Raw genomic sequence first — 12,640 nt, 5'->3', positions numbered from 1 at the left:
TTTTTCACTTATGGTATAATCTTAAAATATGAAAGGAAGGACTAGAAAATGGATGATAAAGTAATTGAACAATATGCAAAACAAGATAATCTTGATATTAGAGTAAAAATACATAAGAAGTATTCAAAAAATAAATTAGGATTTAACAATTGGATATTTTCCAACTACCAAATCACTGATGAAGTAAAGGTTCTAGAATTGGGATGTGGTACAGGAGAACTGTGGAAAAGTAACAGTGATTCTATAGATAAAATGAAGCAGTTGGTTATTACAGATTTTTCTAAAGATATGGTGAAAACAACGAGATCAGTGATTGGAAATAGAGACAATGTTAACTATGAAATAATGGATATTCAAAAGATTTCTTTTGAGGATGAAACGTTTGATATTGTTATTGCTAATATGCTTCTACATCATGTAAATGATATTCCTAAAGCGCTCTCTGAGGTGAATAGAGTCTTAAAAACAGGCGGAATTTTTTACTGTGCTACATTTGGTGAAAATGGAGTTGTAGATTATTTGGCAAGCTTATTTAAAGATGAGGTCAATCAAGATTTGGAAAATAAAACTTTTACTTTACAAAATGGTAAAAGGTACCTGAGTAGGTGTTTTAACTCTGTCGATACATTGCTCTATGATGATGAGTTACAGGTAACTAGTATAGATGACCTAGTTAAATACATCCAATCCTTTAAAGGAATTTCAGAAATAGGTTCGCTAGAAGAGGAAATAATTCGTAAAAGGTTGGAAACTGAGTTTAATAATGGTATGTTGATTATTCCTAAAGAATATGGAATGTTTATCGCTCGAAAATAAAGTTAAGGGAAAGAATTGTGAAAAATTATGGAGAAGCTTTTCGATATAAAATCAAGCGGATAGTCTTTAGAGCATGCTATAGCTGATTCTATATAAAAATCTCAATCTTTTGGATTTGGAGAAGTTTCTTGGGTGCAAAAAGACCAGATTCCAAACTTGGATCTGGCCTATGATATGTTACCTTTGATGGAGATGATGGAAGCTCCTGACAAATCAGAGTTTTTCTACCGTCATCGTACAGAAGACGATTGGGAAAAGAAAATTTTCTAGTCTTTTACTAAATAACCAAGTTGGTCCAAGGCCTCCTCGATATAGTGGAGGCCTTGTTGTATTTCCTGTATAATAGTAATAATGGATTTGGAAAAAATATATGTACTCTGAAATAAATTTAAAATATTTTTAGAAAAGTATTGACAAATCAAAAGAAAACGTTTACTATAGAATAAGGGAACGGTTCCACAACGTAAGAAGGAGGAATGATGACTACAATAAAACAGGTTGCTGAAGAAGCTGGAGTATCAAAATCAACGGTTTCAAGATATATATCAAAAAAAGGTTATGTTGGAGATGATGCGAGAGAGAAAATAAAAAATGCGATTAAAAAATTAAATTACACACCAAATGTATTAGCACAATCTTTGAAAACCAAAAAAAACCAAATGGTGGGACTCTTATTGCCAGATATTTCAAATCCCTTCTTCCCAAGATTGGTTCGAGGAGCTGAATCATATTTGAAAGATAAAGGTTATAGAATTATGGTTGGTACGATTTCAGACCAAGAATCTTTGAGTGAATATGTTAATTTACTGTTGAAAACAAATGCTGCTGGAATTATTACTACACATGACTTCACAAAAGAATATCCAGATTTATCATTACCTGTTGTTGTGGTTGATCGAATTAGTAAAGATACAGGTTACGGTGTTTTTTCTGATAATCAGTCAGGTGGTCGTTTGGCTGCTGAAGCAATCTGTAATGCAGGTGCTAAACAAGTTCTGATTATTAAAGTTTTAGATGATAAAGCCGAGAATATCGCGGAACGGTTTGAAGCAAGTTTAAACTATTTGAGGAATAAATCTTTAGAAATTTGTATTGAAGAAAGTGAAACGTTTGACTTTGAAAAAATTCAAAAAGAAGCTAAAGAGAATCTAAAAAGAAATCCCAATATCGATAGTATTATAGCACCTTCAGATATTCATGCGATAGCTTATATTCATGAAATTTTAGCAATTGGTAAAAAAATTCCAGATGATATTCAAATCATTGGTTATGACGATATTGTACTTAGTCAATTTATTTACCCTTCTTTATCAACTATTCACCAATCATCATATAAAATGGGAGAACAGGCTGCAAAGCTAATCTATAATATGGCAAATAAGTTCTCTATAGATGAAGCTAAAATTAAACTACCTGTTAGATACGTAGAAAGAAATACATTAAGGAGAAAGTAATGAGTAAAATTGTTGTTGTTGGAAGTATTTCAATGGACTTAGTTATGAGAACAAAAAGGATTCCAGAAGGAGGTGAAACGATTTTTGGGGATTCATTTAATATAGTTCCAGGTGGAAAAGGTGCAAATCAAGCTGTAGCTATTGGTAGATTATCCAGTGTAGAAGATAATATTTACATATTTGGAAACGTCGGAGAAGATATTTTTTCAGAAGATTTACTAAGTAATTTGCAAAATAATAATATTTCTACAGAACATGTGGGAACGGTACCACAATCTACAGGAGCTGCACAAATTACTTTATATGGAGGTGATAATAGGATTATTTATTATCCCGGAGCGAATAATTTAGTTAAAACAAATGATTGGAAAAATGAGTGGGAATTGATTAGTGATGCAAGTATTGTTGTATTACAGAATGAAATACCACATGAAGCCAACCTATCTATAGCTAAATTTTGTCAAGAAAATCAAGTTAAGGTGCTTTACAATCCTGCACCAGCTAGAGAAACAGACATAGAGATGATTCCTTTTTGTGATTTTATTACTCCTAATGAGCATGAATGTTCAGAGCTTTTTCCAGATAAGAAATTAGAAGAAATTATTAAAATTTATCCTAATAAAATGATTGTGACATTAGGAGTTGAAGGTTCTATTTATTATGATGGGACAGCAGTTCAGAAGATTCCTGCTATAAAAGCAGAAGTAGTTGATACTACAGGAGCAGGAGATACGTTTAATGGTGCTTTTGCTTATGCTATCTCAAAAGGAAAAGAGATGAATGTTGCATTGTCCTTTGCAACGATTGCTTCACATCTTTCTGTTCAAAGATTTGGAGCGCAAGGAGGCATGCCGAGTTTGAAAGAAATAAAGGAGCATTCAGGATATGAAGAAATATGGGATTTTAAATAGTAATATAGCAAAACTAGCTGATGATTTAGGTCATATGGATTTGGTTTGTATCGGAGATTTAGGATTGCCAGTTCCAAAAGGTGTTGATAAAATTGATTTAGCATTAAGAAAAGGTAGTCCAAGTTTTTTAGAGGTTTTAAAAGAATATTCAGATCATGTACTTATTGAAAAAATTTTCTTAGCAGAAGAAATTAAGGAAAAAAACAAAGAACAGTGGCATGCAGTTCTAGATCTTTTAGGATCGAATATAATTATTGAATATATTAGTCATGAAGAATTGAAAGCTATGAATACTAAAGTTAAAGCAGTTATTCGCACTGGGGAAGATACACCATATTCGAATATAATCTTGCAATCAGGAGTTATTATTTAGAAGGGGGTTGCCTATGAAAATTGAAATGAAGAACATTTCAAAATCTTTTGGGAATAATCGTGTTTTAGAAAGTATTGATTTGGTTCTTAATTCAGGAGAAGTTCATGCTTTAATGGGGGAGAATGGTGCAGGCAAATCAACCTTAATGAATATTTTAACTGGACTTTTTCCAGCTACTTCAGGAACTATTTTTATTGATGGAAAAGAAAAAACATTTTCTAATCCTCAAGAGGCAGAACGGTTTGGATTGAGTTTTATTCATCAAGAAATGAATACTTGGCCAGATATGACTGTACTTGATAATCTTTTTTTAGGAAGAGAAATAAAAAATTCGATTGGGTTTCTAGATAAGGCTAGTATGGAAAGGAAAGCTAAAGAAGCATTTAAACGTCTTAATATCTCTATTCCTCTCGATGCAATCATTGGTCAATTATCAGTCGGACAACAACAAATGATAGAAATAGCAAAATGTTTATTATCAGAAGTTTCCTTGTTAATTATGGATGAACCCACAGCAGCTTTAACTGATCGTGAAACTGAAACACTTTTTAAAGTGATAGAAGGATTAAAATCTGATGGTGTAGGTATTGTGTATATTTCACATCGGATGGAAGAAATCTTTAAGATTACAGATCTTATAACTGTTATGAGGGATGGGTTTGTAATTGATACTAAGAAAACGAAGTTAACTAATGCGGATGAATTAGTTCAGAAGATGGTAGGTCGTGAATTAGAAGATTATTATCCAGAAAAAAAGGCTGAGATTGGGAATATTGTTTTTCAAGCTAAGAATCTTTCTGGTGATGCTTTTACGGATATTTCTTTCTATGTACGTCAAGGGGAAATTCTTGGTTTTTCTGGTTTGATGGGTGCTGGTCGTACTGAAATAATGCGAGCAATTTTTGGAATTGATTCTTTAAAATCTGGTCAAATTATAATAAACGGAGAACAACTGATAATTAAAAATCCTTTTGAAGCAATTAAGCATGGAATTGGTTTCTTAACAGAAGATCGTAAAGATGAGGGATTGATTTTAGATTTTTCTATTAAAGATAATATGACTTTACCTAGTACTCGTGATTTTGTTAAAAATGGCATTTTCGATAATAAAACAAGTGGTATATTTGTACAACGCTTAATTGATAGGTTACAAATTAAATCAGGTTATCCAGATAAGGAAGTTGGGACACTTTCTGGTGGTAATCAACAGAAAGTAGTTTTAGCAAAATGGATAGGTATTGCACCAAAAGTACTGATTTTAGATGAGCCAACTCGTGGGGTAGATGTTGGTGCTAAGCGTGAAATTTACCAATTAATGAATGAATTGGCTGAACGAGGTGTACCGATTATTATGGTATCTTCAGATTTACCAGAAGTGATCGGAGTCAGTGATCGCATTATGGTCATGCATGAAGGAAGAATTAGTGGAGAATTAACACGTCAAGAAGTTACACAAGAAAAAGTTATGCAACTAGCTACAGGAGGACAATAGTGTGAAAAATACTATGAAGTATATGTCAGAATTGACAACAGTAATAGCATTGATAATTTTAATGGCTGTCATCACTATTATCAATTCAAATTTTTTAACAGCAAATAATCTGTTAAATTTACTATTGCAAGTAACATCAAATGCACTGATCGCTTTTGGAATGACCTTTGTTATTCTAACAGGTGGAATTGATTTATCAGTTGGATCAATTTTAGCCTTATCCAGTGCGTTAACAGCTGGCCTATTAGGATCTGGAATGCCTGTTACATTAGCAATTCTCATCTCTTTAATTTTGGGTTGTATTCTGGGGATGATGAATGGTTTATTGATTTCCTACGGGAAATTAGCTCCATTTATCGTTACTTTAGCAACTATGACTATTTTTAGAGGCGCAACACTTGTTTATACAAATGGGAATCCTATTACAAAAGGATTAAGTGATACATTCTTATTTCAATTTTTGGGGCAAGGTTACATAGTAGGAATTCCATTTCCTGTAATTATTATGTTTATTGTATTTATTGTTTTATATGTTTTACTTCATAAAACAGCATTTGGTAAATCTGTGTATGCTATAGGGGGGAATGAAAAAGCAGCATATATATCAGGTGTGAAACTAAATAAAGTGAAAATTATCATTTATTCAATATCAGGTATTATGGCTTCAATTTCTGGATTAATTATAACATCACGCTTAAGTTCTGCTCAACCAACAGCAGGTGCTAGTTATGAAATGGATGCTATTGCAGCTGTTGTTCTTGGGGGAACCTCATTATCAGGAGGTAAAGGTCGTATACTGGGGACCTTAATAGGTGCTTTAATTATTGGGGTTTTGAATAATGGACTTAATATTATCGGTGTTTCAGCATTTTGGCAACAAGTAGTAAAAGGAGTTGTAATCTTAATTGCTGTTCTGATTGATCGTTTTAAAGTTGTAAAACAGTAGAATCATTTTCAATTTTTTTGGAAATAGTAACAATTTATTAGATGACGAACAATAGTCGGGATGGAAACTATCCCTATATATATTACGAGGAGTAATAACATGAAAATTATTAAAAAAATTAGCATTTTTGCTTTGTTTGTAACATTTATTTTTGCTTTAGTAGCTTGTGGAAAAACTGGTTTAGGAAATTCATCAAATGATAATAAATCTACGACTCAAAAGTCGGCAAAAGAATTAAAATTAGGAGTTTCTATTTCGACTACTAACAATCCCTATTTTGTGGCTATGAAAGATGGTCTTGAAAAAGCCGCAGGAGAAAAAGAAGTAACTTTGAAGATAGCAGATGCACAAGATGATGCTGCTAGACAAGCAGATGATATTCAGAATTTTATAAGTCAAAATGTAGATGCTTTACTAATTAATCCAGTTGATTCTGATGCAATTGTTACATCTATTAAAGCTGCTAATAATGCAAATATTCCAGTAATCTTAATTGACCGCGGTAGTAATGGTGGTGAAGTCTTGACAACTGTTGCTTCTGATAACGTAGAAGCAGGTAAAATGGCTGCCGAATTTATTACCAAGCAATTGGGAGAAAAAGCAAAAACTTTTGAATTATCAGGAGTCCCTGGCGCTTCTGCAACTGTAGATAGAGGTAAAGGATTTGAACAAATTTCAAAGACAAATTTAGATGTTCTTTCTAGTCAATCCGCTAATTTTGATCGCGCAAAAGCTTTGAATACAGCGCAAAATATGATTCAAGGAAACAAAGAAGTACAAGCAATCTTTGCACAGAATGATGAGATGGCGTTAGGAGCTGCACAAGCAGTAAAAGCAGCTGGTCTTAGCAATGTATTAATTGTTGGTATTGATGGTCAACCAGATGCACATGATGCTATTGCCAAAGGTGATATTACTGCCACTATTGCTCAGCAACCAGCTAAGATGGGTGAAATTGCTATTCAATCAGCAATTGATCATTATCAAGGGAAAAAACTAGAAAAAGAAACAGTTTCTCCAATTTATCTTGTGACTAAGGATAATGTTGATCAACATAATTGGTGATATATTTTCAATAAGTAGGTACTTATTCATCTTCATTCAATGTAGTTTTTAAATATCATTGTTACTATTTGAGCTATTGGATTCAAAAAGACCAGATTCCAAACTTGAATCTGGCCTATGATATGTTGCCTTTGATGGAAATGATGGAAGCTCCGGACAAATCTGAATTTTTCTACTCTCGCCGTACAGAAGATGATTGGTAGAAGAAAATCTTCTAGTCTTTTACTAAATAACCTAGCTGATCCAAGGCCTCCTCGATATAGCGGAGGTCTTGTTGTGTTTCAGCTTCGACTAGGTGGTAATGGATGCCATCTGTCAATTCAGACAGAGGTCTAAAATCTGAATGCTCGACTTGTTCTAGAAAATGTTGCACATCTCTACGACAAGACAGTTTCAGCAAGGTTTCAATTTCTCCATAAACGGGATGGTCAATCAAGGTATTCTGGACACGCCCTCCATTATCTACGATAGCAAGGAGTTCTTGACCGATTTCTTCAACTTCATGTTTCACTTTGAAAAGTTTGTGAACATAAGGATTGGTTTCAATTTGCTTATAGATGTAGCCACGATTGGTGGATAGGATAGGAGCACCATCGGCTCTTAAAATTGCAATGTCCTGTACAATGACCTGGCGTGTAACATGAAAATGTTCAGCCAAACTTTGACCATTGAGGGCTTTAGGAGCTTCTTTCAAGAGTTGGAGCAGGGCTTGTTTACGATCTTTTGTCATAGTTCTTCCTTTTAACGGCGTTTTCGAAGCACTTTATAGACAGCTAGTGCTAATGTATAGTCTACCATACTATGGATAATTGTGCCAAATCCAACTAGTACAAAGAGAACATAAAACATATTTTCTACATTGGTACCGGAAGTTGCATAAAAAAGGACACAGGCTAATACTTCAGCAAGGGCATGGACAAGCGCTAACACAAAGTTGAAAATCCAGGAAGATTTTGGTTTATCTAGGGTTTCGGGGAATTTTTGTAGGTAAAGAGCCCCAAAAGTCCCAAAAAAGATATGGGAAAAAGCTCGAAATACGATAACCATGGGATAGCCAGCCATCAAAAATCCAAAACTAGAGGCTATGATGACAAAAACTGCCATCAAGGGCGATAAGAACATAGCGATAAAAATAGCGATGTGGCTTCCCAAAGTGTAAGAAGCAGGTGGAATGACAATCTTAAAAGGCATAACAATTGGAATCAAAATCGCAATAGCCGTTAAGAGGGCAGTCATTGTCATAAATTGTGTCTTTTTCCGTGTATTCATAAGAATCTCCTTTTTATCTGTATATACACTAGTATAGTATAATAAACCAGACAATAAAGCAAGGATTTACTTGAGTTTATAGGTCGTTTTTTAGTTAATACTCTTCGAAAACCTCTTCAAACCATGTCAGCTTCCATCTGCAATCTCAAAACAGTATTTTGAGCTGGCTTCGTCAGTTCTATCCAGAACCTCAAAACCGTGTTTTGAGCAACTTGCGGCTATCTTCCTAGTTTACTTTTTGATTTTCATTGAGTATAAATATAGTAGTTTGAAACTGGAAGAGTATATCATGAATGATAAAATATTTCTAGAAATTAATTTGAATTCCCTAATCTATTTGTTGGTATCTTATTTCAATATATTTTACTGGTAAAAATTTCACTAAAAAATAAAATATACAGAACAAAATCTCCACCTTCAAGCATGAAAGCGGAGATTGTTTTTATTTCTTCAAAGTTTGTAATCTTGGAACAATGGCTAGGGTTAGAACTGCGGAAATAACTAATTCAGCAATGGAGTTTGTTGAGATAACAGTTGCTAGGAGTTTTTGGATATTACCATCAAAAACATTTCCAAAAAGGTAGAAAATTCCACCAAGGACAAAGACTGTATTAGTAAGTGAACCAAGGGCGCCAGCTAGAATCAGACCGGTTTTATTTTTCATCAGTTTATAGACCAGATAAGGAGTTAAACCAATCAAAATACGTGGGACGATGGCAATGATAGCTGAGTAGATGTTCCCGTTTGGTACGAAGGGAGAGAAGAGGTAGCTTGTCGGCAGAATCGTAATTGTGTTAACGGTCAAGCTAAGTAGTCCCATTAAAAATCCAAGTGTAACCCCAACGCGTGGACCGTAGATAATGCTGGCAATAATGACAGGAATATGAACGATGGTCGGTTTGATTGGGAATGGAAAAAGGTTAAAGATAAGTGAGCTTAGAAAATGAATCACGAGCATGGTTGCAAAAAAGATAGCAATAGGTGCAATATTAGAACGTTTTTTCATTGAGAGTTTCCTGTATTCTTTCTAAAATAATTGTGAGGTCAGCTAAGGCTCCTCGTCCGTGGTCTCCACAAGCTAGTAGGGATTCCTTCGGAGCGATCAGCTGATAGCCGTAGGTTTCTAATGTTTTCAGATTAGCCTGAGTTGCTGGATGGTCATACATCTTTGTATTCATAGCAGGTGCGATGAGTTTTGGGATATGACTTGGCAAGGCTAGAGCCGTACTGGTCACCATATTGTCCGCAAAGCCGTGGGCTAGTTTTGCAATAGTGTTAGCAGTTGCAGGGGCCACGATGAATAGATCAGTTTCTTTTCCAAGTTCAATATGATTGACTTGATCTGGATAGGATTCCTTCATGACATCCAAGTGAATAGGATTCTGTGAGAGTACCTGTAGTGTCAAAGGTTGGATAAACTCTGTAGCAGCCTGAGTCATTAAGACAGTGACTTGATGATCTTGTTTTTTTAGAGAACTGACTAAATCTGCCGACTTGTAAGAGGCGATTGAGCCCGTTACAGCCAAGAGAATGTTTGCCATAGTTTTCCTTTCTATGAATGATAGTCTTGAATTTTTTCAAGGAGGAGTTCTGCAATTTCTTCTTTAGTCTGGACTGTTTGAAGCTGATCTTTTTCAACAAAGATAGCTCTGTGCTGCTTTGCTGAGATTTGGGTTAGGTCATTTGCTATGATTAAGTCTGCTTTGTTCTTGATAAGACTTTTTCTAGCAATGTCAACCAGATGGTCTTCGGAAACATCAACCAGCAGTTTGAAACCAATCAGATGAATAGCAGGATTCCACTCCTTGACTAGAGAGATGATTTTGGGTGTCTTTTTTAGGAATAAAACCTGAACCTCATCAGTCGAAGAAATCTTAGCTTGATGATTTTGCTTGCTTAAAAATTCTTCCAAATTGGAGCTAGACTGAACTTCCTCCAGACCTGTCATATAAACAGGAGTGTAATCGGACACAGCCATTGAGTGAATCAAGACCTGATAGTCCTTGACACGTTCTTGCATTTCAAGGAGAAGGTCCTTGGTATTGTTAATTTCTCGAATACTTAGGTTGGGATGGGCTTCTGGCTTCAGAGCTCGTTTTGTAGTAATTAAACAAACTTCATGCCCTGCAGTAAGCAAGGTTTCTGTGATGATTTTTCCCAAGTGACCTGTAGAATGGTTAGTGATAGAGCGGACGCTATCGATAGATTCACTGGTACCGCCCGATGTAACTAAAATTTTCATAGCACTATTGTACCAAAAAAAAAATAATAAGCAAAAGAAAGCGCTTGAATATATATAGAAAATAAAAAGAATCTACTATAGTTTCAAACTATAAAGCCATATAAAATTTAAGAAAGGACTTTAAAAACCTTAAAAATAGGGATATTTACGAACGTTTAGAGAGTTTTGGGATGTTAAAAATCTTGTTTTGTGTTATAATGAATTATCATATAAGAGGTTAGAGGAGTTTTGAATGAAAACAGATATTGAAATCGCACAGAGTATTGAGTTGAAACCTATTGTTGATGTTGTAGAGAAGCTTGGAATTTCTTACGACGATTTGGAGTTGTATGGAAAGTACAAGGCTAAGCTCAGCTTTGATAAAATTCGTGCAGTTGAGAGCAATCCAGTTGGGAAATTGATTTTGGTTACTGCCATCAACCCAACACCTGCAGGTGAAGGAAAATCAACTATTACCATTGGTCTTGCGGATGCCCTGAACAAGATTGGCAAGAAAACCATGATTGCTATCCGCGAACCGTCTCTTGGTCCAGTCATGGGGATCAAGGGTGGTGCTGCTGGCGGTGGTTATGCTCAAGTTCTACCAATGGAAGACATCAACCTTCACTTTACTGGAGACATGCATGCCATTACGACTGCCAACAATGCTCTTTCTGCCTTGATTGACAACCACTTACATCAAGGGAATGAGTTGGGAATTGACCAACGTCGTATCCTCTGGAAACGCGTTGTGGACTTGAATGATCGCGCCCTTCGTCATGTAACTGTTGGACTTGGTGGCCCTCTAAACGGTATTCCACGTGAGGATGGATTTGACATTACAGTTGCTTCTGAAATCATGGCTATTCTTTGCTTGGCGACTGATATTGAAGATTTGAAACGCCGTTTGGCGAATATTGTTATCGGTTATCGTTACGACCGTACACCAGTTTCTGTTGGCGATTTGAAGGTTGAGGGTGCCTTGGCTTTGATTTTGAAGGATGCTATTAAGCCAAACTTGGTTCAGACAATTTACGGAACACCTGCATTTGTACATGGTGGTCCATTTGCCAATATTGCTCACGGATGTAACTCTGTCTTGGCAACTACAACAGCCCTTCACTTGGCTGATTACACAGTTACTGAAGCTGGTTTTGGTGCAGACCTTGGTGCCGAGAAATTCCTTGATATTAAGACACCAAACTTGCCAACATCTCCAGATGCAGTAGTTATTGTAGCAACCCTTCGTGCCCTTAAGATGAATGGTGGCGTGGCTAAAGACGCTTTGATAGAAGAAAACGTAGAAGCTGTTCGTGCCGGTTTTGCTAACTTGAAACGCCACGTTGAGAACATCCGTAAATTTGGAGTACCTGCAGTCGTAGCTATTAATGAGTTTGTCTCTGATACAGAAGCAGAAATCGCAGCCTTGAAAGAACTCTGTGCCTCAATCGATGTACCAGTTGAGTTGGCAAGTGTCTGGGCTGATGGTGCAGAAGGTGGAATAGCTCTTGCTGAAACTCTTGTCAAGACTATCGCTGAAACCCCAGCTAACTATAAACGTTTGTATGACAATGACCTTTCTGTCCAAGAAAAGATTGAAAAAATTGTTACTGAAATCTACCGTGGTAGCAAAGTGAACTTTGAAAAGAAAGCTCAAACGCAAATCGCTCAAATTGTTCAAAATGGTTGGGACAAATTACCAATCTGTATGGCTAAGACTCAGTACAGTTTCTCTGACAATCCAAATGCACTTGGAGCACCTGAAAACTTTGAAATTACCATTCGCGAATTGGTGCCAAAATTAGGTGCAGGCTTCATCGTTGCCTTAACTGGTGATGTCATGACCATGCCAGGACTTCCAAAACGACCAGCAGCCCTCAACATGGATGTTGAAAGCGATGGAACAGTCCTAGGCTTGTTCTAGTATATTGTACTTGACTTTAAATGAGTTTGGAAATACTATCCAAGCTCATTTTTTCTCAGACTGCAAGCAGTTCATCAATAAGAATTATACTCTTCGAAAATCTCTTCAAACCACGTCAGCTTCACCTTGCCGTATAGATGTTACTGACTACGTCAGTTCTATCTGCAAC

The 12,640-nt window shown here is 35.7% G+C and carries 13 protein-coding genes and 3 pseudogenes; 10 read left to right on the top strand and 6 right to left on the bottom strand.

From position 1 onward, the window contains the following. Nucleotides 1-48: 48 nt before the first annotated feature. Entirely contained in the window at nucleotides 49-816 is a 768-nt protein-coding gene (locus HT697_RS09930; protein ID WP_050971369.1) for a class I SAM-dependent methyltransferase, read from the top strand. Nucleotides 817-933: 117 nt separating this feature from the next. Further along, nucleotides 934-1,086: pseudogene (locus tag HT697_RS09925) on the top strand (NUDIX hydrolase); the annotation flags it as partial. On the opposite strand, the pseudogene HT697_RS09920 reads toward HT697_RS09925, so the two are convergent. Beyond that, a pseudogene (locus HT697_RS09920) lies at nucleotides 1,083-1,151 on the bottom strand (DNA-binding transcriptional regulator); the annotation flags it as partial. The pseudogenes HT697_RS09925 and HT697_RS09920 overlap by 4 nt on opposite strands. Nucleotides 1,152-1,295: 144 nt before the next feature. Between HT697_RS09920 and HT697_RS09915 the strand changes: the two are divergent. The 7 genes and pseudogenes from HT697_RS09915 to HT697_RS09885 form a co-directional block, all read left to right on the top strand. Next, nucleotides 1,296-2,270, top strand: coding sequence for a LacI family DNA-binding transcriptional regulator (locus HT697_RS09915; protein ID WP_000207600.1), 975 nt, complete (start codon nucleotides 1,296-1,298; stop codon nucleotides 2,268-2,270). Then, nucleotides 2,270-3,181 (top strand): ribokinase, encoded by a 912-nt coding sequence (gene rbsK / locus HT697_RS09910; protein ID WP_050971368.1) that lies wholly within the window; start codon nucleotides 2,270-2,272, stop codon nucleotides 3,179-3,181. The genes HT697_RS09915 and rbsK overlap by 1 nt, the downstream gene beginning before the upstream one ends. After that, the gene (rbsD, locus tag HT697_RS09905; protein WP_050971367.1) at nucleotides 3,156-3,554 is read left to right on the top strand and encodes a D-ribose pyranase; all 399 of its coding nucleotides are present in this window, start codon (nucleotides 3,156-3,158) and stop codon (nucleotides 3,552-3,554) included. The genes rbsK and rbsD overlap by 26 nt, the downstream gene beginning before the upstream one ends. 13 nt (nucleotides 3,555-3,567) lie before the next feature. Then, a complete protein-coding gene (locus tag HT697_RS09900) occupies nucleotides 3,568-5,046 on the top strand; it encodes a sugar ABC transporter ATP-binding protein (RefSeq protein WP_173218463.1) in 1,479 nt (492 codons plus the stop codon). A gap of 1 nt (nucleotide 5,047) precedes the next feature. Next, nucleotides 5,048-5,992, top strand: a complete 945-nt coding sequence (gene rbsC, locus HT697_RS09895) for a ribose ABC transporter permease (protein WP_004248623.1) — start codon at nucleotides 5,048-5,050, stop codon at nucleotides 5,990-5,992. Between the two features lie 99 nt (nucleotides 5,993-6,091). Further along, nucleotides 6,092-7,057, top strand: a complete 966-nt coding sequence (locus tag HT697_RS09890; protein WP_000691495.1) for a substrate-binding domain-containing protein — start codon at nucleotides 6,092-6,094, stop codon at nucleotides 7,055-7,057. Between the two features lie 77 nt (nucleotides 7,058-7,134). Then, nucleotides 7,135-7,260, top strand: a pseudogene (locus HT697_RS09885) (NUDIX hydrolase); the annotation flags it as partial. Nucleotides 7,261-7,271: 11 nt separating this feature from the next. Here HT697_RS09885 and HT697_RS09880 read toward each other — a convergent pair. The 5 genes from HT697_RS09880 to coaB all read right to left on the bottom strand — a co-directional run bounded on the left by HT697_RS09880 (nucleotide 7,272) and on the right by coaB (nucleotide 10,568). Then, entirely contained in the window at nucleotides 7,272-7,787 is a 516-nt protein-coding gene (locus HT697_RS09880; protein WP_000159184.1) for a transcription repressor NadR, read from the bottom strand. Between the two features lie 11 nt (nucleotides 7,788-7,798). After that, nucleotides 7,799-8,326, bottom strand: a complete 528-nt coding sequence (locus HT697_RS09875) for an ECF transporter S component (RefSeq protein WP_173263124.1) — start codon at nucleotides 8,324-8,326, stop codon at nucleotides 7,799-7,801. 442 nt (nucleotides 8,327-8,768) lie between these two features. Continuing rightward, entirely contained in the window at nucleotides 8,769-9,332 is a 564-nt protein-coding gene (locus HT697_RS09870; protein ID WP_000747412.1) for an ECF transporter S component, read from the bottom strand. Further along, on the bottom strand, nucleotides 9,316-9,867 hold the full coding sequence (coaC, locus tag HT697_RS09865) for a phosphopantothenoylcysteine decarboxylase (RefSeq protein WP_173218469.1): 552 nt from the start codon (nucleotides 9,865-9,867) through the stop codon (nucleotides 9,316-9,318). Before coaC ends, HT697_RS09870 begins: the two co-directional genes overlap by 17 nt. A gap of 11 nt (nucleotides 9,868-9,878) precedes the next feature. Continuing rightward, nucleotides 9,879-10,568 carry a phosphopantothenate--cysteine ligase gene (coaB, locus tag HT697_RS09860; RefSeq protein ID WP_173218471.1) on the bottom strand — a complete coding sequence of 230 codons (690 nt, stop codon included), beginning with the start codon at nucleotides 10,566-10,568 and terminating at the stop codon, nucleotides 9,879-9,881. 232 nt (nucleotides 10,569-10,800) lie between these two features. Here coaB and HT697_RS09855 point away from each other — a divergent pair, with 232 nt between their 5' ends. Beyond that, on the top strand, nucleotides 10,801-12,471 hold the full coding sequence (locus HT697_RS09855; protein WP_173218473.1) for a formate--tetrahydrofolate ligase: 1,671 nt from the start codon (nucleotides 10,801-10,803) through the stop codon (nucleotides 12,469-12,471). Nucleotides 12,472-12,640: the final 169 nt, after the last annotated feature.

Source organism: Streptococcus sp. 1621, from assembly GCF_013276615.1.
GTDB lineage: Bacteria > Bacillota > Bacilli > Lactobacillales > Streptococcaceae > Streptococcus.
This window is presented reverse-complemented; position numbering and strand designations above follow the sequence as displayed.

Bases quoted from the DNA above. Each gene is read 5' to 3' on its own strand.
- HT697_RS09930 (WP_050971369.1), top strand. From the start codon at position 49: ATGGATGATAAAGTAATTGAACAATATGCAAAACAAGATAATCTTGAT.
- HT697_RS09855 (WP_173218473.1), top strand. From the start codon at position 10,801: ATGAAAACAGATATTGAAATCGCACAGAGTATTGAGTTGAAACCTATT.
- HT697_RS09870 (WP_000747412.1), bottom strand. From the start codon at position 9,332: ATGAAAAAACGTTCTAATATTGCACCTATTGCTATCTTTTTTGCAACC.
- HT697_RS09915 (WP_000207600.1), top strand. From the start codon at position 1,296: ATGACTACAATAAAACAGGTTGCTGAAGAAGCTGGAGTATCAAAATCA.
- coaC (WP_173218469.1), bottom strand. From the start codon at position 9,867: ATGGCAAACATTCTCTTGGCTGTAACGGGCTCAATCGCCTCTTACAAG.
- HT697_RS09900 (WP_173218463.1), top strand. From the start codon at position 3,568: ATGAAAATTGAAATGAAGAACATTTCAAAATCTTTTGGGAATAATCGT.
- coaB (WP_173218471.1), bottom strand. From the start codon at position 10,568: ATGAAAATTTTAGTTACATCGGGCGGTACCAGTGAATCTATCGATAGC.
- rbsK (WP_050971368.1), top strand. From the start codon at position 2,270: ATGAGTAAAATTGTTGTTGTTGGAAGTATTTCAATGGACTTAGTTATG.
- HT697_RS09880 (WP_000159184.1), bottom strand. From the start codon at position 7,787: ATGACAAAAGATCGTAAACAAGCCCTGCTCCAACTCTTGAAAGAAGCT.
- HT697_RS09890 (WP_000691495.1), top strand. From the start codon at position 6,092: ATGAAAATTATTAAAAAAATTAGCATTTTTGCTTTGTTTGTAACATTT.
- HT697_RS09875 (WP_173263124.1), bottom strand. From the start codon at position 8,326: ATGAATACACGGAAAAAGACACAATTTATGACAATGACTGCCCTCTTA.
- rbsD (WP_050971367.1), top strand. From the start codon at position 3,156: ATGAAGAAATATGGGATTTTAAATAGTAATATAGCAAAACTAGCTGAT.